Consider the following 20,364-nt stretch of genomic DNA (forward strand, 5'->3'; position numbering starts at 1 on the left):
AAAAATCTTTTTCTGTAGAGGGGCGGATGGAAATTGTGTTTAGTTTATCTCCATACCTTCTTAAACAAATTTTTAATGCGGTTCCCCTGATTAAGCCTTTGATTATTTGCCGTTTCCGATAAAAATGTTATCTTTGGAGATAGATAATGTGCATCACATTAATTTCCTGTGCTCACAATGAATTAGAATCTAAATAACGGATTGTTTAATCTTCTAAAGTTTGCATGATGGAAAAGACAAAAATTGGCTTGAATGCCGGGAAAGTATGGCGCATCTTAAATGAAAAAGGTGAACTTTCAATGTTCGATTTGTGCCGTGAATTAAGTTTGACGTTTGAAGACGTAGCTCTTGCTATTGGTTGGCTGGCCCGAGAAGACAAAATCTTTTTGAGGAAAAGAGAAGGAATGCTTTTTGCCAGTATCGAAAATGTCGAATTTACTTTTGGCTAAGGTGGTAGCTAACCTATATTTAAGATGGATCTCCACTTTGTTATTTACACAGCTAAAAAAATAATGAAGTGGATCAGTAGGATTTTTTATGCCCATTTTTATTATTCCCCCTATATTCCCGTTTGATAAGAACTTTCTTTTTTTGAAGCATTTAATCTATTTTTCGTACTTTTGCACCCCATAAACTACTAAACACATAAATTCATGAGTGCATTGAAAGGGCATCCGAAAGGCCTTTATCTGATTTTCGCGACAAGCACGGCAGAACGTTTCAGTTACTACGGTATGCGTGCGATCTTTATTCTTTTCCTGACGCAGGCATTATTGTTTGACAAAGAAGCGGCAGCATCCATTTACGGTAGTTATACCGGGTTAGTCTATTTAACTCCTTTGATTGGCGGATACATTGCCGATAAATATTGGGGAATCCGTCGCTCTGTGTTTTGGGGAGCAATGATGATGGCAGTCGGACAATTCCTGATGTTTATGAGTGCCTCTACTTTAGATAATACGGAACTTGCTCACTGGATGATGTATGGCGGACTCGGATTCCTGATCTTGGGAAATGGTTGTTTCAAACCTACCGTTTCTTCTCTCGTAGGTCAACTCTACGAACCGGGAGACAGACGGCTGGATGCTGCATATACCATCTTCTATATGGGAGTGAATGTAGGTTCTTTTGCCGCCCCTTTGATTTGTGGTTATCTGGGTGATACCGGTGACCCGCACGATTTTAAATGGGGATTTCTTGCAGCCGGAATCATGACACTGTTCACTGTTGTACTTTTTGAAACTCAAAAGAATAAATATCTTTTCTCTCCTTCCGGAGAGCCAATCGGTATTATCCCCGATGCCAAACGTGAAAAGAAAGAGGATAAAGCCGAGCATATCTCACACCCGAAGATGGATAAGCGTACCAAGTTGCGTAATACCCTTGTAATCACTATTCTTACAGTTGCTTTAATAGCCTTCTTTAATTACGCTTTTGAGGGTGACTGGGTGAGCATCGGTATTTTTACCGCCTGCATTGTTTTCCCTGTTCTCATCCTATTGGATGGTTCATTAACCAAGATCGAACGTAGTCGTATTTTCGTTATCTATATAGTAGCTTTCTTTGTCATTTTCTTCTGGGCGGCTTACGAACAGGCAGGAGCCTCTTTAACTCTCTTTGCCTCCGAACAGACCAATCGTGATATTTTAGGTTGGGAAATGCCGGCTTCGTGGTTTCAATCCTTCAATCCTCTGTTTGTTGTTGTCCTGGCATATATAATGCCGGGTGTGTGGAGCTTCCTCAACAAACGAAAGATGGAACCTGCTTCTCCTACCAAACAAGCGATTGGCTTGTTACTTCTTTCTTTAGGTTATCTTTTCATCTGTTTCGGAGTGAAAGATGCTATCCCCGGAGTGAAGGTAAGTATGATTTGGCTGACAGGACTTTATTTTATTCATACAATGGGTGAAATAGCCTTGTCACCTATCGGACTTTCAATGGTAAATAAGTTGAGTCCGCTACGTTTCGCCTCTTTGATGATGGGAATCTGGTATCTGTCTACTGCCACAGCCAATAAATTTGCAGGCATGTTGAGTGGACTTTATCCGGAAGCCGGAAAAGTGAAATCAATCTTTGGTTATCAGATTGCTACCATGTACGATTTCTTTATGGTATTCGTTGTCATGTCCGGTGTTGCTTCATTGATTCTGTTCCTTCTCTCGAAGAAATTACAGAAGATGATGCACGGGGTAGAATAAAAAATCGTATTTTTGCAAGGTTATTTTTAAAATTACCGGTTATGGATACCATTCAGATAAAAGACAAACAGTTCACTGTTTCTATTAAGGAACAGGATATTCAGAAAGAAGTGATTCGCGTAGCGAACGAAATCAACCACGACTTGGCAGGTAAGAATCCGCTCTTCCTTAGTGTGTTGAACGGTTCATTTATGTTTACTGCCGACTTGTTGAAGCACATCACCATCCCTTGCGAGATTTCGTTTGTGAAACTGGCTTCTTATCAGGGAGTGACTTCCACCGGAGTGATTAAGGAAGTGATCGGACTGAATGAAGACATTGCCGGACGTACAGTAGTTATTGTAGAAGATATTGTGGATACCGGGCTAACCATGCAACGCCTGTTGGATACATTGGGTACACGCAACCCTGAAGCAATCCATATTGCTTCTCTGCTAGTGAAGCCTGAAAAACTCAAGGTCAATCTGAACATCGAATACGTAGCAATGGAAATCCCGAACGACTTTATCGTAGGTTACGGACTGGATTATGATGGTTTCGGACGCAACTATCCCGATATTTATACAGTAGTAGATTAAACAGTTAATATTAAATAGGTACCAGTTTAAATGGTAAATAGTAAATCGTTAAATTGTAAATAACAAAATGTTGAACATCGTAATTTTCGGTGCTCCGGGTTCAGGAAAAGGAACACAGAGCGAACGTATTGTAGAAAAGTATGGAATCAATCACATCTCAACAGGAGATGTATTGCGTGCTGAAATCAAGAATGGCACAGAATTGGGTAAAACTGCTAAAGGTTACATCGACCAAGGTCAATTGATTCCTGATGAATTAATGATTGATATTCTGGCAAGCGTATTCGACAGCTTCAAAGATAGCAAAGGTGTAATTTTCGACGGTTTCCCAAGAACGATTGCACAAGCTGAAGCATTAAAGAAAATGTTGGCAGAAAGAGGACAGGATGTTTCTGTAATGGTTGACCTGGATGTTCCGGAAGAAGAACTGATGGTACGTCTGATTAAACGTGGTAAGGATTCCGGTCGTGCTGATGATAACGAAGAGACAATCAAAAAACGTCTGCACGTATATCATTCACAGACTGCCCCACTGATCGACTGGTACAAGAACGAAAAGAAATACCAACACATCAACGGCTTGGGTACTATGGAAGGTATCTTTGCTGAAATCTGCGAAGCAGTAGATAAATTGTAATTTAGTAATCTTACTAATTATCAATACACTATTATAAATGAATAAGTCAGTCAGTAGCCGGAGTATTTTACTTAACTACTCTAACTACTGACTACTTTAACTACTTAAAAAGAATATGGCTGAATCGAATTTTGTTGATTACGTAAAGATATACTGTCGCTCGGGTAAGGGCGGAAGAGGCTCTACGCACATGAGGCGCGAGAAATATTGTCCTAACGGAGGTCCCGATGGGGGCGATGGTGGAAGAGGAGGTCATATCATCTTGCGCGGTAACCGTAATTACTGGACATTGTTGCACTTGAAGTATGACCGTCACGCAATGGCCGGTCATGGTGAATCGGGGAGTAAAGGACGTAGTTTCGGAAAAGACGGTGCGGATAAAGTAATAGAAGTGCCCTGCGGAACGGTCGTTTATAATGCCGAGACAGGGGAATATCTTTGTGACGTAACAGAAGACGGACAGGAAGTGATCTTGCTCAAAGGCGGTCGCGGTGGTCAGGGTAACTGGCATTTCAAGACGGCAACCCGTCAGGCTCCGCGTTTTGCACAGCCGGGAGAACCGATGCAGGAAATGACCGTTATCATGGAGCTGAAACTGCTTGCCGATGTTGGTCTGGTAGGTTTCCCGAATGCGGGTAAGTCAACTTTGCTTTCTTCTATTTCGGCTGCCAAACCGAAAATTGCTGATTATCCGTTTACCACGCTCGAACCCAATTTGGGTATCGTTTCCTATCACGGTGGAAAGTCTTTCGTGATGGCGGACATACCGGGTATTATCGAGGGAGCCAGTCAGGGTAAAGGCTTGGGACTGCGTTTCCTGCGTCATATCGAGCGCAATTCATTACTGCTGTTTATGGTTCCGGCAGACAGTGACGACATTCGTAAGGAATACGAAGTCTTGCTGAACGAACTGCGTACTTTCAATCCTGAAATGTTGGACAAGCAACGTGTGTTGGCTGTCACCAAGAGCGATATGCTCGATCAGGAATTGATGGACGAAATAGAACCTACATTGCCGGAAGGCATTCCCCACGTATTCATATCTTCTGTTTCCGGTTTGGGTATCTCGGTGTTGAAAGACATTCTTTGGGAAGAACTGAATAAGGAAAGCAATAAGATAGAGGACATCGTTCACCGTCCGAAGGACGTAACCCGTCTGCAACAGGAGCTCAAAGACATGGGCGAAGATGAAGACATCGTTTATGAATATGATGACAATGTTGATGATGATGACGATGATATCGACTATGAATACGAGGAAGAAGATTGGGAAGAAAAATGATTTCACTTACAAAAAATAATGAGTTGAAGGGATATAAGTCACTGGATGTATATCCCGAGGTAGCTCATTTCGTAACAACGCGTCACGAAGGTATAAGCACCGGAGCTTACGGCTCTTTCAACTGTTCGCCTTATACCAACGACTCATGCATGAACGTCAATCGCAATCAGAGCTGGTTGTTTCAGTGCATGAATCATCAGATAAAGGAGTTGTTTATTCCTGAACAGAGCCATGGTTGTGCCAGTCTGATTATCAATGAATCATTTTTTAAAGAGTCATTAGAAATGAGACGGCTACTTTTGCGAGGAATGGATGCCTTGATAACTAATGTGCCGGGGTATTGCGTTTGCGTCACGACGGCGGATTGTGTTCCTGTATTGCTGTACGACAAAAAACAACACGTTGTGGCTGCCGTTCATGCCGGATGGAAAGGAACTGTGAAGCATATTGTCAGTCATGTGATGGATCACTTGAATCAGAAATTCGGGACGCAAGGCGAAGATGTGGTAGCTTGCATCGGGCCGAGCATTTCGCTCGAATCATTTGAAGTAGGTGATGAGGTGTATGATGCTTTTAAAGAAAGCGGTTTCGATATGTCTCTTATTTCTATGAAGAAGAAGGAGACGGGCAAATATCATATTGATTTGTGGGAAGCCAACCGGATTGAATTACTGAATGCCGGAGTGCCTGCAGAACAGATAGAAGTAGCTGGCATCTGTACCTATATTCATCATGATGAATTCTTCTCCGCACGTAGACTGGGAATAGATTCCGGTCGTATCTTGTCGGGAATAATGATTAGAAAGTAATAATTGGTGTCCGTAATTGCAGGACGCTGATGATTGGTTTATGATAAGTTATGTTTGAAATAAAAGTATCTAAAGAAATAAAAGACGCATGCCCGGTTTTCGCCGGAGCCGCCGTGTATGCTGCAGTGAAGAATACTGCTTACAGCGAAGGTCTTTGGCGTGAAATCAATGCTTTCACCGAACAACTGACTTCCACTACACAGATGGAAGACATCAAACATCAACCTGTTATCTTTGCTACCCGTGAGGCTTATAAACGTTGTGGCAAAGACCCCGGACGTTATCGTCCGTCAGCCGAAGCTTTGCGTCGCCGCCTGATGCGCGGAATCCCTTTATATCAGATTGATACACTGGTAGACCTGATTAACCTCGTGTCTCTTCGTACGGGACATTCTATTGGTGGTTTCGATGCGGATAAAATACAAGGTACACGCCTTGAACTCGGTATCGGCAAAGCTGGAGAACCGTTTGAAGGTATCGGTCGCGGTGTGTTGAATATTGAAGGATTACCCGTATATCGCGATTCATTCGGAGGAATCGGAACACCGACAAGCGATCACGAACGTACGAAGATGGATCTCGGAACTACTCATATCCTGGCGATAGTCAACGGTTATAATGGGAAAGATGGTTTGCAAGAAGCTGTTGAAATGATACAAACCTTATTAAGAAACTATACAGAATCGGATGGAGGCGAAATCATATTCTTCGAATAATTAGAATGAGTGCTCTAAGAAAAAAGACATGAAAAACATACTTATCTTACTGACAGTTTTATTATTGCCACTGACTGCCGACGGGCAGGATAAACCTTCCTTCTCTGCCCGCGAAATGGCTGATGTACGGGTAGCTACTCCCGGGTTATTTGCTAAAAGCAATCATATCTATCTGCATTTGGATTCTCTGAAAGACCACGAATATGCATTCCCATTACCCGGAGGAAAAGTAATCTCTGCCTATGGAACTCGCGGAGGACATTCGGGAACAGACATTAAGACCTGTGCAAAAGATACGATTCGTGCTGCTTTTGATGGAGTGGTGCGTATGTCGAAACCCTATTATGCCTACGGAAATATCGTTGTAATTCGCCACGCTAACGGATTGGAAACACTTTATAGCCACAATTTCAAGAATCTGGTTAAAACTGGTGATGTTGTAAAAGCCGGACAAGCCATCGGACTGACAGGACGTACCGGTCGTGCCACTACCGAACATGTACACTTCGAAACCCGTATTAACGGGCAACATTTTAATCCGAATCTCATTTTTGACTTAAAAGAGAGAACATTGCGGAAAGAATGTATCAAGTGTACCAAGAACGGGAGTAAAATCGTTGTGAAGACGCATACTCCTGATAACCGGATTGTCCAGAGTAAGAAATAACTTATTGCACAAACCGTATGCAGACCGGCTTGTCTACTTTAATATCCTGCTGTACATCTGTTAATAGTCCTGTATCTGCATCTCTTTCATAGACTTGTATCACATTGCTGTCTCTGCAAGCAACCAATAAGTATTTGCCATTAGGTGTAATGATGAAATTGCGTGGATGAATTCCTGTCAGTTGGTAGCCTGCTTTTGACAACATTCCGTTATCCGGGTGGATATTGAATATAGCAATACCGTCTGCTTTCAAACGATTGCTGGCATACAGGAATTTTCCATCCGGGCTGATATGAATGTCAGCACTTCCTTGTGCGTTTACCGTGTCGGCAGCGATTGTTTGCATCTCTTTTAAATCTCCGTCTTTGTATTCAAAGGCGATTACTGTGCCCGATAACTCATTAATCAGATAAGCATAATGGCCGTTTGGCGAGAAAGTCAGATGACGGGGACCCGAACCGGCTTTCACTTTAAAGGCAGCAGGCGATCCTTCTTTCAGAAATGCTTCTTTATTCTCTGTATTTGCAGTGGGGTTAATGATAAACTTATGTATTTGGTCTGTACCCAAGTCATCGGCAAACAAGTATTTACCATCTGGAGTGATACGGACACAATGCAGATGCGGTTTCTCTTGTCTTTCCTTGTCTACTCCCGCGCCTTTGAATTGTATAATATCGGAAGTGGGTAGGAGTGAACCATCTTTTGCGATAGGGAATACAGAAATGCTGCCACCACTGTAGTTGGCAGTTATCACATTATTTTCACTGGCAATGATATAGCAAGGATCTTCACCTCCCGTTTGCTGTGAATTTAATAATTCCAAAGTACCTTTTTCTTTATTGAAAGCAAATGCATTGGCAGCAGCTTGTTCATTATTGAATTCACTGACTGCATAGACGAATTTTCCGTCGGCAGACGGAACAAGATAAGAAGGATTTTCAATTTCCGTTTCACTTAACGGAGTAGCAGTCCCGTCTTCTTCGTTGAAGCGGTAGCTATATATCCCTTTACTGGTTCCTGATGTGTAAGTACCCACCAACATGGTTAGTTCGTTTTTCGTTGTATCGGTTGTTTCCATAGGAGTCTTTTTTTTAGAAGTACAGCCACTGATACTGATTCCGAATATGCAAACAGCGGCAAATGCTTTGAATATAGATGTTTTAGATAGATATGTCTTAATCATAAGTAGCTTATTATTGGTTGATTTTTCATGATGCTTTTTCACCTTAAATATAAAATAGCTCCGTAAAGATAGTGCTTTGATATAATATTTGCTAACGTCTTCTCGTAAATTAGAAAACATTTCCTATCTTTGCACCCTTGGAAAGCGTTCTAAACAATCGCTATTCTGTACGAATAAAAATTTGGGGTTGACTGGATTTGACAGCGGGCAGAAATGGTAGGTAAGCATGCAGTGGGTCGGTAATTTCCACTTAAATATCAGTTATCAAAATTTTATCTGGCGAAACTAATTACGCTCTTGCTGCTTAATCGAATCACAGTAGATTAGCTTAATCCAGGCACTAGGTGCCAGGACGAGACATCACTCGGAAGCTGTTGCTCCGAAGCATTCCGGTTCAGTGGTGCAGTTACATCGGGGATAGTCAAAGGCGGCCTCGCACTTTTGATGAAACTTTAGAGGATAAGGCAGGAATTGATGGCTTTGGTTCTGTTCCTGCACGAAAATTTAGGCAAAGATAAGCATGTAGAAAGCTTATGATTTCCTCGTTTGGACGAGGGTTCGATTCCCTCCAGCTCCACAACATTATAATGAAAAGAAGAATCCTGTAATCAATTGAATTATAGGATTCTTTGTTTGTAAATGATTGAATGAAAGAAAAATGCTTTATATGATAAGCAATGGAATGTTTTCTTAGGTCAACAAGAATATTTATTGCATGACATTGCGCTCTGAAAGGAACTGTCAGAGCAGGATATTTACTGCTATGTTGTCTATATACTCTCGCTGCTTATTCAGGAATTCAGCCTGAAGGAGTTCATTGGACTGCGATATGACGGTGCAATACTTCTTCAGAGAATCTATCCACAATTTGTGTCTGGCTGTGATTTCCTTATTCCTTGTATATATCGGGTAACCATAGTGATGCCAGAAAGCAGATTCACTACTGTCATCCCATGTCGCATAAGTAGTGGTACTATTGATGTATAACACTGATAGATAAATTTCAATTTGAGTTCCGGTGGTATTAATGCCTTTATTTATAGTTGTTTCTATATCATCCAAATATTTGTGCAGCTCTACCTTGAGCGTATCCAATTCTATCTCGTTCAACAGTCCTCTCACATAGAAATATTGCATTTCCTTTATCAGATTAAGAAACAGGTTATTATCAACTATGAGAGACAGCTTTCTTATTTTAGTATTCAAGAAGCTCATTCTTTCACAGCTTTCTTTAATCTCTTTGGGAATGACTACCTCCGAATATAGATAGTTCAGTGGTACATCTGTCATTTGATGCATCCATCGGTAATAGATAAATTTGAATAAATGTTCATAGTTTATAAACATGGTGTGCAGAAAATGATTTAGTGTGCAGGTGATTTCGGAATTCTCCGAGTCAATCAAGCGTTGCAGGTAGCTTTCATAGTAGCGAAAAAACTCCAGAAGATTTTTGCTTGGGTTTTGTCTGATTGTACCTATATGATTGAATGCAGCGGCATCACTTTTATCATTACTGATAATCTCATCCAGTGAAAAGTTTAACACCAGAGATAGTTTATAAATCTCTTCCATAGAGAATGGCTTTTCACCTCTCAGTCTCCTGTAAGCGGATTCTTTGCCAATGTCTAAGACATCCATAAGCAAAGTGACCGGTTTTAAATTTTCCGGCATGATATCCAGAATCTTTGTCAAAACAATTTTATTTAAATTCATAGTCATGAGTCAATGTATTATTAAATATTGTAAATATGAAAATTAAGCATCTAAATATAAAACGACAGCAATAATGTTTAGTTCGATAATTTGAACAATAATTTCCCGTTTTTTCAAAAAGTGAAATAGGTTCTTTTCGCTTGTTTATTATAATCCCAGTTATTGTGTCATTTATTAGTGTATGTTTTATGTTTCCGTAAACAAAGTAGATTAAACGTCTCAAATACTATCATACAGTTCGAATGTAACTGTTTTCTTTGTAATACGGACATTTTAGACTAATTATATGAAGCTCCAGAAATCAAATATTAGAGGGAGAATTATGAATATAGCCAAATGGCGATATAAATTAGAGATTTTTAAAGTAAAGAAGTTTCTATGTGTAATGATGCTTTTTGTTCTTGCTGTTAGGGTAGCTTATTCGGAAAATGTCGGACAAGAAACGAAAACAATAAACAATATGCCTGCATATCTTACTATTGGTACTAATCTACTATATTGGGCGGCACTTGCACCAAATGTAACTGCCGAGTATTATTTCCCGGACAGTCATTGGTCTATATCGGGTACCTTTACTATGCCTTGGTGGAAAAGGAAATCCAAACACCAGTATTATCAGATCAGGCAATACCTCGTGGAAGGCCGATATTGGCTGAACAGCAAGGCTGCCGGAAGGAAACATTTTCTGGGAGCCAATATCCATGGTGGTATCTATGATCTTGAAAATAAGAAAACGGGATATTATGGTGAGTTCATAGGAACGAGTCTCACCTACGGATACAGTCTTAACTTGAATGGGAAGATGTCATTGGAATTCACTATTGGTGGAGGATATATATTCACGAATTATGATAAATATTTGCCTGTAGATAACCGCTACGTATACCAATCGAGGCATAAGACGCATTATTGGGGAGTGACAAAAGCGGGTATCACTCTGATATGGAATATTCTGTATCAGAAAAGGTGAACTAATCTTTTATAATGAATAAGACTAGACGATATGAATATTGGTTTTATATACTTGTTTTGACTGTTTTTATAAGTTGTAGAAAGGATTTATATTACGAGCATTTCAAGGAGGTAGACTTGCATCTGGAGATCACTTATTCCTTGGATTGGCACTTGCCATGTGATGAAAACTGGAATGAGAAATGGCCTGCCGAGTGGACGGTAGATTGGGATAGGATGCTGCCTCGGGTACCGGAAGGTGTCAGGCTCCATGTTTTCGACTACGGCGATAAGACTCCCATTTCAAGTCACAATTTCGAGCATCATGGCGGTCGTGTGGCAATCAATAGCGGACGTTATGATATGCTATTGTACAATAATGATACGGAAGGGATCATCTTTGAAAATATGCATGCGGTAAACGAAGCGGTTGCAACTACACGTACCCGAACGCGTTCGGCATCCTATTCGAACAAGTATCCCGATGAATTGACCGCTAATGTTCCGGATATGCTGTTTGCCGCATTTCTGTCCGAACAGGAATTGGTGAAAAATGAAGATGGAGAGACAACCTATGCGAGGATGAAGGTTGAACTGGCTCCTAGAACATGGACTTACCTAATCAGATATGAATTCATTTCAGGCCGGGAGTATGTTTCCGAAGCCCGTGCCTACTTATCGGGGATGGCAGGGAAAGTTTCTTTGAAAGATGGACATACCGACAACGACAAAGCAGTTACCCTGTTGCTCAATTGCTATACCTGTGATTACGGCGTCGAAACCATTGCTCGTTCTTTCGGGCGATCGGAGACGGCCGCCACGCATAAACTTGTGCTGGAATTGAAACTGATGAGTGGTAAAGTTAAAATGGTGGAGTTTGATGTCACTGATCAAGTTAGCAGACAACCCCAGGGAGGAGTCATTGTTGTCAATGGCATTGTAGTCACTCCTGAAGAAGGAGAAAGACCCGGCGGCTCCGGATTCGACGGGGATGTGAACGATTGGGAAGAAAATGTAGATGTGGATATTCCCATCTCATAAATATAAATAAGTAATTAATTTAATTATTGAATCCATTTAAAAAAGAAAGAATGATGAGAAAAACCAATTTGTTTGCTGTTTTAACAGCAGTTGTTGCATTGACGTTTACCGCATGCACCAATATCGAAGATGTGGCAATGCCAGAGCAGAAAGTGCTGGACTTTTCTGTTTTTGCCAACAAGAACACACGTGCAGCTGAAACGGGTAGCACGCTCAAGACTGATGGGAAAGCATTCGGAGTCTGGGGGTATTCTACTTTTGAAACCGTGGATACTGATGTATTCCTGAATCAGGAAGTGAAGTATAATGGAACTACAAGTGCATGGGAATATTCGCCTTTGAAATACTGGGATACGCGTTCGTCCTATGAGTTCTATGCTTATTATCCTTATAAAGCCAGTGGAGTGACTATCGATGATAATAAAAACATCACCGTTACAGATTTCACCGTAGAACCTTTAGTTGCCAATCACGTAGACTTGATGCTTGCAGACAAAGTGACACGATTGGCCAATGCTCCTGTCAATCAGGTTACTTTTAACTTTAATCATTTACTGTCGAATATCAATCTTTCCTTTAAGAAAGATGTTGGCATTGCTGAAACCAAGGTTACATTGAAGACAGTGAAGATTTACGGGATGAGTAAAAAAGGTACTTTTGTTCAGTCGCAGGTACCTGAATGGGCTATATCCGATACTGATTTAGTAGGAGCAAGCGATTCAAATCTGGAGAACCTGGCAAATGACAATGTACTTGATGTTGCTACAACAGTAACGTTTAACGATATGCTGTTCATTCCGCAGAATACGAACAGTGTGAAAGTGGATGTCACTTACAATCTTGGTGAATCAGGAGCTGAACAGCCGTTTACAAGGACGCTCGACCTTAGTTATGACGCTTCGGACAGAACATACAATCCGGCTGCGTGGGGACAGAACCAGAAAATAACGTATAATTTCATTATCAGTGCCAATGCGATAGAATTCGGTGATCCTACAGTAGAAGATTGGACAACAACAATCCCGGATGTAGAAGTTCCTTCTATCAATTAATGATGAGAGAATATTAATCCCTGTCATTCTGTGCTTTCCGGGCGGTTCCTTCTCTGGCATGAATACACGGAAATGAGAATCTTCGGCCACGCCCAGAATGACAGATACTCCGTTATATACTGATTAAGATGTATTATTTGAACAATAGAAAAGAAGAATGGATAGTATAATGAAAAAAACAGCTTTCATTATAGGTTTAATATCATTATTGACCGCCTGCAATAGTGGAAGTGATGACCGCTTTATGGAGCTTCCCGACACTCCTGCCGGAAAAGCTTCCATTTCTTTTGACGGTGCCCGGACACGTGCATCCCTAAATACTATATCGAGTACCTTTGCTCTTTACGGAACTGCAACAGATGCCGGCAATACTTCGGTTGTTTTCAATAATCAGAAGATAGAGTATAATAACGAGAGTACCCTCTGGGTTTATTCCCCATTGAAATATTGGAATACACAAGCCGATCACAAGTTCGGAGCTTATGCTCCTTATAATTCCTCCCGGAATTTCTCATTCAATCCGGAAGGATTTCCGATGATAACAGGTTTCATGGTAAGTCAGAATGTTGACAATCAGGAATCTCTCTTGCTTTCGCATCCGGTTGACCGGGAGGTAAGAGCAGGTGGCTTGGATATGTCCCCAGTGGTATTTACATTCGACCCGGCGCTGACAAGAATTAATTTTAGAATAAAGAAAGAATCTTCCCTGACTGATGCGCTTCACTTAAACGTATTGCGTATGTATAACCTGAAATCATCCGGTAATTGTACCCATAACGGCAACCGGATCATTTGGGACACATCATCCGCCCCGACAAATACCTTTGGATACAGTACAGGATTTACAAACCCACAGGAAGTTTCATACGAAGGAATTATTGCCTGGGAGGATGGTGCTTTGATGGTACCTCAACAGATTTCCGGCATCACAGTATATTTGAGTTATACACGTCGGCACAATGACCTGACCTATTCGTATGATAAGGATAATATAACTCTGCCGGGAGCAGACTGGCAACCCGGTCAACAAATAACCTATGTATTGACACTTAAACCCGAAAATTATATTGAAATAGGTGAACCTATCGTTGAACCGTGGATTGACAGTCCATCAGGAGGTGGCACCATCATTGTAAATTAAACTATGGAGTATGAAAGAATCTATTATTTTAAAATATATATGGTTATTATCCGGTAACTTCATGATTGCCATATTGTTGGCGGCGTGTAACGGCAGTAATATAATCCCTGATAATCCGGATGAAGAAATAGAGATTATTCCCGAACGTTCCATCACTTTCTGTTTGGGGACGGCTACGCGTGCTCTGCCTGTCACTCAATTGCGTGGCGAGAGCTTTGGTGTGAAGGCTTATATACTGGATAACCTATGGGCTGCAGCAGGATATAATGCAAAGCCAGACACTGATTGGAATAATGTGAGGATTGACTGTAGTGATTCGGGAGTCTGTACGTATGCCCCTATCCAGTCATGGCTGGATAACAAATACTACACATTTTTCGGTTATTATCCGTATAATACCCTCGGTGTAACTGTTTCCGATGCAAATCACGAATCGACACCTTACATCGAGTATCGTCTGTCGGCCAATGACCCGACGCAACATCAGGATGTCATGGTTGCGTCAACATTCGACTGTACGGCATTGAATACCGGTCAGGTCAGGATGCAATTTTCGCATATACTTTTCTGCATCAATATCGCAGTGAATAATTATCGTGATGAGGCCATCCGGTTGGATAATGTGATATGTCGGTTTACATCCCCTTTATACAGCACATATAGGATAAAGATGGATAAAAGCGAACCGGATACTGGCGGAACCATCACCAATGCGTCTTACCTGATGGCAAGCAGCGTGAATGTATCCAATACATCGGCAACGGGGGCGATAAATATCACGGATGCCGATCGGTTCTTAATGCTGATTCCGCAGCGAGGTTTGCAGGGGACTATTTCTTTCGATGTCACTCAGGGCGGACAAACGACTACGAAAGTGGTTGAATTCAACGACCCCGACACGGAGTATCGCGCAGGATATAGGTATACATTCACGCTCTATTTCGTAGGAGATGCCATTCATCTCAGAATCATTCGAAATAATGAGTGGAATGATAATAATAGTGAAATAGAATTTGATTAAGGAAGGTTTGATTTAATGATAAGAATAATTAGCTATACACGCTTGTTGATACTCGTTTTATCGGTTGGTGTACTGTTTGGATGCAGTAGCGATATTGTGGAACAGAAGAGACAGGCCGAAAGCCGGTATATACGTATAAACGGGTATCCCAAAGGATTCTCTGAAGTGGAAGTTTCGACTCGTTCGGGAAAGAATGAGTTCGAGACTAAACTCTCTACCTTATATATGCTCATCTTTGATGCCAACGGGCAGTTGGTAGATGTTCCGCAATTTATAGCCAGTGGTGTGCCTGATTTCTTGATAGATACACATAGTCCGTCTTTTGTCAATCACGATCAACAGGCGCTTCTACAGTGTGATATTTTTTTGGTGGGTAATTTGAATAATGGAGATCTTGCCGGTATACGGAGTCTTACGGAACTCTATAATTTCGAAGTCGAAGCGACAACGATTCATCCGGATGCCGATCCTTCATTTAAGGGATTGGTTATGATTGGACAAACACAGGAAAAGGTCGACTTGAGTTTGGAGCGTCCTTCCACAAGTAATAATATTCAGGATATATTCATGGTGAGCATCTATGCTAAAGTCGTTGTGAATTTGCAAATACGTCCGGAGGAACATTTGTCCGGAAACGACCAGAGCTTTCGGATGATTAGCTGGGAGGTCGTGAACGCTCCGCGCTATGCAACTCTCGGTGCGCCCGATGCTACCGATGAAACCGCACCTTCGCATGGTGATAAGATACCTTCCAGCCCTTCGGGATTATACTCCGGTTCCAATCCGGTGGGAGTCTCCCAATCCCTGTCCTATACCTTTTATATGTTGGAGCACAAGCGCAATAAGTTGAACACCGTGAATTATCTGGAAGGTATCGACGAAATGTCCAAACAGCGTTTCAAACCAAAGTTTGTGAACGAAGATACGGATGCTGCCTATATGATTATCAACGGAATATATGTCGATCATCAGCTTGTCACGCACGAGACCACTTACAAGCTGTATCTCGGCGCCAACGCTGTGGATGATTTCTATATCCTGCGTGATAATCAGTATAACAATAATATAACAATCAAAGGAGTGACCAGTAACAGTGGCTATGATGAATCGACTGTTTCGTTTGATGCCCGCGTCACAGTAAATTCCGGCCCGGTAGTCGTTTCGGTCAAGCGGGATACACAGCTTGATTGCCATTATGAAGTTCGTCCGCTGGATATTTATATAACTCCCGGTTATACGGTGAATGTTGCAATAGATCCTGCGGCACAGAGCTGGATAGGCTTGGATAGGGAAACAATAGCTGATGGTAAGGTTGTCAAACGGGATTATTTCACTACAAACCTGATTTCAACCTTGCCTAAAAGTTATGGGCCTTTCACTTCCGATTTTCGGGTATGGGCCTATTTTGATGAGAATACTTCTACGTCGGATAGAATAGGTAAAATCATATTCACCTACATTGAGACAGCAACGGGTGACCAGACAGTGCTTACCTATACTTTCTTGCAGAAAGGTCTGTTTGAGGTGGCTTACAATGGACATACTTATTACATCGAATTTCATGAAGAGTATCTCCATAACTTCGACCCCAACGATCCTTTCAATAATAAGACGGACGGAATGTTTTGGGGCCTCGATGGCATGCAACTTTCTCACCGGAGAGATGCTTTCAAGTATGATGGTATCTTATCTAACTCTATTACCAATAATATAAAAAGTTTATTGAGAGAACTTGATCCACAATTTTATCTTTATGACTTTTATACACCTCGTGATGAAGCGACAGTGGGAACCAATGGAGTTACAATAAACGAGCGTGCCGGACATGCATTTACAAGTGACATTGTTGCTACGGCAGGTATCGGACCTTTAAAGCTGAATGAAACAGCAGGAAGTGCCGTTGAATATTGTTATAACAAGAACAAGCGTAATGCTGCAGGGATAGTATCCGAAATAAAATGGTATCTTCCCGCCATAGACGAAATAGAAGATATCGTTATGGGGGCTTATGGCACTTTTACAGATTTTCAGAATAAGTATTACTGGTCGTCTCAACCTGCTTATGATTACTATACCTATCATTATAGAGGGCTTGGAGGACTCAACTCGGGAGATGGTAACTTTTTCAACGACAATTTATATAGTGCCAGAGCTACCAAGATAGATTATCAGAGTTCTGTATACAATACTGTAAAAAGCGGTATGAGTGATTATTTGATAAAATTCAATTTCAGAAGACCATCGATATTTGAGGCAGTTACTTGGGGAAATCCTCGTGAGGAGATTAATCCGGTCACTCCTGTCGATGATCCGGGTAAACAATTAAGAACGAATATAAATCGTATACGCTGTGTGTATAGGGCAAACTAGTTATTGCGTCTATATACTTCTATAATCGGAGCTATAATTGGGAATCACCAGCTAGTTGGCTTTTGGACGAAATATAAGAAGTCGTTTGGTATATCAACCATTTCTAAATAATTAGTATATATAAAAAGAACACTCATTGCTGCTTTTGCAACATTGAGTGTTCTTTACTATTATGGAGCTATCAATGGAGTTTTATTACTTCTCGCGAACTGTTTATTTTTATATCAGTATCAGGCAATAATCTTTTGATACGTTCTATTCCCTCTTTGGTTATCTTTCCATATAAACTCAACGATCCGATTTTAATCTTTGATATTTCATCAGGTATATCAATTGTGTCGATAAATTGGATATCCAACCTTTTTATTTCTTTGAGTTCTAACAGTACAGCCGGAAATTCTTTTACTCTGATATTGATGCCGCTTCCCCAGCCATCCTTTTGAGCATCAGTACTTAATTTACTTTTTAATCCATCCTTATTAACATCTTTCTTCCTGACCATCCAACCAATTTGCGGTCGTAGAGCAAAAGTCTTGCTGTTTTGCTCTAATCCGATGAAACCCGCCCAAAATTCTAATGGAGTTTCTTTGACGCCATCGGTATATACTTCCTGATACTTTACATCTACCTTCACTATCTCATCAGGAAGACAATTTCTGCCTTCAAGCTGTTGCAGATTATTTCTTTTTCCTTCCTTATCATAAGGGAAAAACTTCACGATCCATCCATCAATAATGTTTGGGGCTCCGTATCGTTTCTGTGAATGATATTTAAACATGTTGCGCCAAAAGTCCTTATTGACTTCTCCTTTAGATGCTTTGACAAATTCTTCCAAAAGAGGTTCCAGTTCTGAAATCCACCAATCGAGTTTGTATTCTTTCAACCCTCTGGCTTTGTGCAGTAGTTTTTCCCAGTCCTCCGGTGTTCCTTCGAGAGTTATTTCAGGTATTCCACAGACAATGCGTATGATGATAAACTCAAAGTAAGGTTTTACAGCTTCCATGATTGTTATTTCGGAAGCAACTTTCTCTAAAGAGGTAGTCGTTGAAAAATTGCAGGTGAGCAGTTCGGTCAGATGCTTACCGGCGTATTGGGATATTTGTTCTGTAAATTGCGGAAAGATTTTCTCCCACGAAAGAGTAGGGTCTTCCAGCTTTTTGTCTTCTCTTACAATTAAGGATAGTTTGCCGGAGAAATCAACAAGTTCATTTCTCATAGATTCCTGATTGGCATTGATATGCCGTGCAAATCCCTGGCTGATTAATAGCCAAATCATGTCCGGAGACAATACGAATGGCCTGTGATCCGCATAAGCCTGATACATACCATTGAAAAAAGAATTAGGGCCAAAAGAAACGGGACTGTCGGGAGATTCGCTCTTTGCAATGATATGATAAGGAACCTTGATATTCTTCTCTTTTATCTCATAAGGCTCTATGTTCATATCCGATAAAATAAGACTCTCATAAATTTCATTCGGGGAGTGTAGATTAAGTAATTCTTCGGGCTTTGAAAGCTTTTCGACCTTAAAAGTGATTCCATTTTGAGCGAATGTGGAAACACTGCAAAATATGAATAAGCAAAATAATGTGTTTTTCATAATCTTAAAGAGTTGTATGGTGGCACAAACTTATCAACTACTTCTATATTTTGAATAGACGATATGCAAATATAATATTATAAGAACTAGATTTGACAGGATATTGAATGTTTTTTGATTTATCTCTATAAAAATCATAAGCGCATTATTTCTTGAACCGATAAACAGGAATTATTCGGGAATTTGTAGTAAGTTTGCTCTGCTAATCCCAAACAATGACGCAGAGAAAGATTATACATATCGACATGGATGCCTTCTATGCCTCTGTAGAGCAGCGTGATAATCCAGAACTTCGTGGCAAGCCTTTAGCGGTAGGTCATGCAGAAGAGAGGGGAGTTGTGGCTGCTGCCAGCTATGAAGCCCGGCGTTACGGTGTCCGTTCCGCTATGGCTTCGCAAAAGGCGAAGCGACTTTGTCCCCAACTCATTTTTGTACCTGGCAGGATGGATGTTTATAAATCCGTTTCCCGTCAGATACATGAGATTTTCCACGAATATACGGATATCATCGAACCTCTGTCTCTGGATGAAGCTTTTCTGGATGTCACTGAAAATAAGAAAGATATTTCCCTGGCTGTGGATATAGCAAAGGAAATAAAGCAGAAGATTAGGGAACAACTCAACCTTGTTGCGTCTGCCGGAATTTCTTATAATAAGTTTCTGGCTAAAATAGCTTCAGACTATCGCAAACCGGATGGCTTATGTACCATTCATCCGGAACAAGCCCTTGATTTTATCGCCCGTCTTCCTATCGAATCTTTTTGGGGAGTGGGGCCGGTGACTGCGAAAAAGATGCATCTACTTGGCATCCACAACGGACTGCAATTACGGAAATGCTCTCTTGAAATGCTGACAGCCCATTTCGGAAAAGCCGGCGCGTTGTATTACGAATGTTCACGGGGAATTGACGAACGCCCTGTCGAAGCAATTCGTATCCGTAAATCCATCGGCTGCGAACGTACATTGGAACGTGATATTTCAGCCCATTCATCAGTTATAATCGAATTATATCACGTTGCAGTAGAGCTGATTGAGCGTCTTCAGCGAAAAGACTTCAAAGGGAATACACTTACCTTGAAAATCAAGTTTCATGATTTTAGTCAGATAACCCGAAGTTTGACTCAATCGCAGGAATTAACGACTTTAGACCGAATACTTCCATTGGCAAAGGAACTACTTAAAAGCGTGGAATACGAGCAACATCCAATCCGGCTCATCGGCCTTTCTGTCTCCAATCCAAGAGAGGAAGCCGATGAACAACACGGTGTTTGGGAACAGTTGAGCTTTGAATTTAGCGATTGGGATTGAGGGCGAAGAGGAGGAAGAAATAGAGGGATGAACAGGAAAGAGTAGGGGATGAAAAAATGGGAATCAACGAATGAAAAAAGGAAGAGAATAGAATGTCA

General features: G+C 41.1%; 18 protein-coding genes and 1 other RNA gene. 16 read left to right on the forward strand and 3 right to left on the reverse strand.

The annotated features are described in order from the left end of the window. Window positions 1–224: 224 nt before the first annotated feature. From BSCG_RS18070 to BSCG_RS18035, 8 genes are all read left to right on the forward strand, one after another. Window positions 225–449 carry a winged helix-turn-helix domain-containing protein gene (locus BSCG_RS18070; protein WP_004301899.1) on the forward strand — a complete coding sequence of 75 codons (225 nt, stop codon included), beginning with the start codon at window positions 225–227 and terminating at the stop codon, window positions 447–449. Window positions 450–653: 204 nt separating this feature from the next. After that, window positions 654–2,198: a peptide MFS transporter gene (locus BSCG_RS18065; RefSeq protein WP_004304674.1), complete on the forward strand. Its 1,545-nt coding sequence runs from the start codon at window positions 654–656 to the stop codon at window positions 2,196–2,198. A 41-nt stretch (window positions 2,199–2,239) separates the two neighbouring features. After that, window positions 2,240–2,776, forward strand: a complete 537-nt coding sequence (gene hpt / locus BSCG_RS18060; RefSeq protein ID WP_008651092.1) for a hypoxanthine phosphoribosyltransferase — start codon at window positions 2,240–2,242, stop codon at window positions 2,774–2,776. A gap of 67 nt (window positions 2,777–2,843) precedes the next feature. Continuing rightward, complete coding sequence (locus BSCG_RS18055; protein ID WP_004301902.1) at window positions 2,844–3,413, forward strand: adenylate kinase; 570 nt, start codon at window positions 2,844–2,846, stop codon at window positions 3,411–3,413. Window positions 3,414–3,528: 115 nt separating this feature from the next. Continuing rightward, on the forward strand, window positions 3,529–4,695 hold the full coding sequence (obgE, locus tag BSCG_RS18050; RefSeq protein ID WP_004304678.1) for a GTPase ObgE: 1,167 nt from the start codon (window positions 3,529–3,531) through the stop codon (window positions 4,693–4,695). After that, window positions 4,692–5,504 carry a peptidoglycan editing factor PgeF gene (gene pgeF / locus BSCG_RS18045; protein ID WP_004301904.1) on the forward strand — a complete coding sequence of 271 codons (813 nt, stop codon included), beginning with the start codon at window positions 4,692–4,694 and terminating at the stop codon, window positions 5,502–5,504. The genes obgE and pgeF overlap by 4 nt, the downstream gene beginning before the upstream one ends. A 50-nt stretch (window positions 5,505–5,554) precedes the next feature. After that, window positions 5,555–6,220: a B3/4 domain-containing protein gene (locus tag BSCG_RS18040; protein ID WP_008651094.1), complete on the forward strand. Its 666-nt coding sequence runs from the start codon at window positions 5,555–5,557 to the stop codon at window positions 6,218–6,220. A gap of 28 nt (window positions 6,221–6,248) precedes the next feature. After that, window positions 6,249–6,887: a M23 family metallopeptidase gene (locus BSCG_RS18035; protein ID WP_008775533.1), complete on the forward strand. Its 639-nt coding sequence runs from the start codon at window positions 6,249–6,251 to the stop codon at window positions 6,885–6,887. A 1-nt stretch (window position 6,888) separates the two neighbouring features. On the opposite strand, the gene BSCG_RS18030 is transcribed toward BSCG_RS18035, so the two are convergent. Continuing rightward, a complete protein-coding gene (locus BSCG_RS18030) occupies window positions 6,889–8,070 on the reverse strand; it encodes a lactonase family protein (protein WP_032849432.1) in 1,182 nt (393 codons plus the stop codon). 183 nt (window positions 8,071–8,253) lie between these two features. Here BSCG_RS18030 and ssrA point away from each other — a divergent pair. Then, window positions 8,254–8,650: a transfer-messenger RNA gene (ssrA, locus tag BSCG_RS28690) on the forward strand. Window positions 8,651–8,811: 161 nt separating this feature from the next. Here the strand turns inward: ssrA and BSCG_RS18025 are convergent. Further along, window positions 8,812–9,789, reverse strand: a complete 978-nt coding sequence (locus BSCG_RS18025; RefSeq protein ID WP_008775535.1) for a helix-turn-helix domain-containing protein — start codon at window positions 9,787–9,789, stop codon at window positions 8,812–8,814. A gap of 316 nt (window positions 9,790–10,105) precedes the next feature. Here BSCG_RS18025 and BSCG_RS18020 point away from each other — a divergent pair, with 316 nt between their 5' ends. The 6 genes from BSCG_RS18020 to BSCG_RS17995 all read left to right on the forward strand — a co-directional run bounded on the left by BSCG_RS18020 (window position 10,106) and on the right by BSCG_RS17995 (window position 17,359). After that, complete coding sequence (locus tag BSCG_RS18020; protein WP_229092334.1) at window positions 10,106–10,753, forward strand: DUF3575 domain-containing protein; 648 nt, start codon at window positions 10,106–10,108, stop codon at window positions 10,751–10,753. A 14-nt stretch (window positions 10,754–10,767) separates the two neighbouring features. Then, window positions 10,768–11,775 carry a DUF5119 domain-containing protein gene (locus BSCG_RS18015; protein ID WP_008775538.1) on the forward strand — a complete coding sequence of 336 codons (1,008 nt, stop codon included), beginning with the start codon at window positions 10,768–10,770 and terminating at the stop codon, window positions 11,773–11,775. 50 nt (window positions 11,776–11,825) lie between these two features. Continuing rightward, on the forward strand, window positions 11,826–12,827 hold the full coding sequence (locus tag BSCG_RS18010) for a fimbrillin family protein (RefSeq protein WP_008775539.1): 1,002 nt from the start codon (window positions 11,826–11,828) through the stop codon (window positions 12,825–12,827). Between the two features lie 169 nt (window positions 12,828–12,996). After that, window positions 12,997–13,968 carry a fimbrillin family protein gene (locus BSCG_RS18005; RefSeq protein WP_229102914.1) on the forward strand — a complete coding sequence of 324 codons (972 nt, stop codon included), beginning with the start codon at window positions 12,997–12,999 and terminating at the stop codon, window positions 13,966–13,968. Between the two features lie 10 nt (window positions 13,969–13,978). Beyond that, the gene (locus BSCG_RS18000) at window positions 13,979–14,989 is read left to right on the forward strand and encodes a fimbrillin family protein (protein ID WP_008775541.1); all 1,011 of its coding nucleotides are present in this window, start codon (window positions 13,979–13,981) and stop codon (window positions 14,987–14,989) included. 15 nt (window positions 14,990–15,004) lie between these two features. Continuing rightward, the gene (locus tag BSCG_RS17995) at window positions 15,005–17,359 is read left to right on the forward strand and encodes a DUF4906 domain-containing protein (protein ID WP_008775542.1); all 2,355 of its coding nucleotides are present in this window, start codon (window positions 15,005–15,007) and stop codon (window positions 17,357–17,359) included. A 181-nt stretch (window positions 17,360–17,540) separates the two neighbouring features. Here the strand turns inward: BSCG_RS17995 and BSCG_RS17990 are convergent, their stop codons facing one another. Further along, on the reverse strand, window positions 17,541–18,959 hold the full coding sequence (locus tag BSCG_RS17990) for a DUF4419 domain-containing protein (protein ID WP_008775543.1): 1,419 nt from the start codon (window positions 18,957–18,959) through the stop codon (window positions 17,541–17,543). 215 nt (window positions 18,960–19,174) lie between these two features. Here BSCG_RS17990 and dinB point away from each other — a divergent pair, with 215 nt between their 5' ends. After that, window positions 19,175–20,266, forward strand: coding sequence for a DNA polymerase IV (dinB, locus tag BSCG_RS17985; RefSeq protein WP_008775544.1), 1,092 nt, complete (start codon window positions 19,175–19,177; stop codon window positions 20,264–20,266). Window positions 20,267–20,364 lie beyond the last annotated feature (98 nt).

The organism is Bacteroides sp. 2_2_4, assembly GCF_000157055.1.
In the GTDB taxonomy this organism is placed as follows: domain Bacteria; phylum Bacteroidota; class Bacteroidia; order Bacteroidales; family Bacteroidaceae; genus Bacteroides; species Bacteroides ovatus.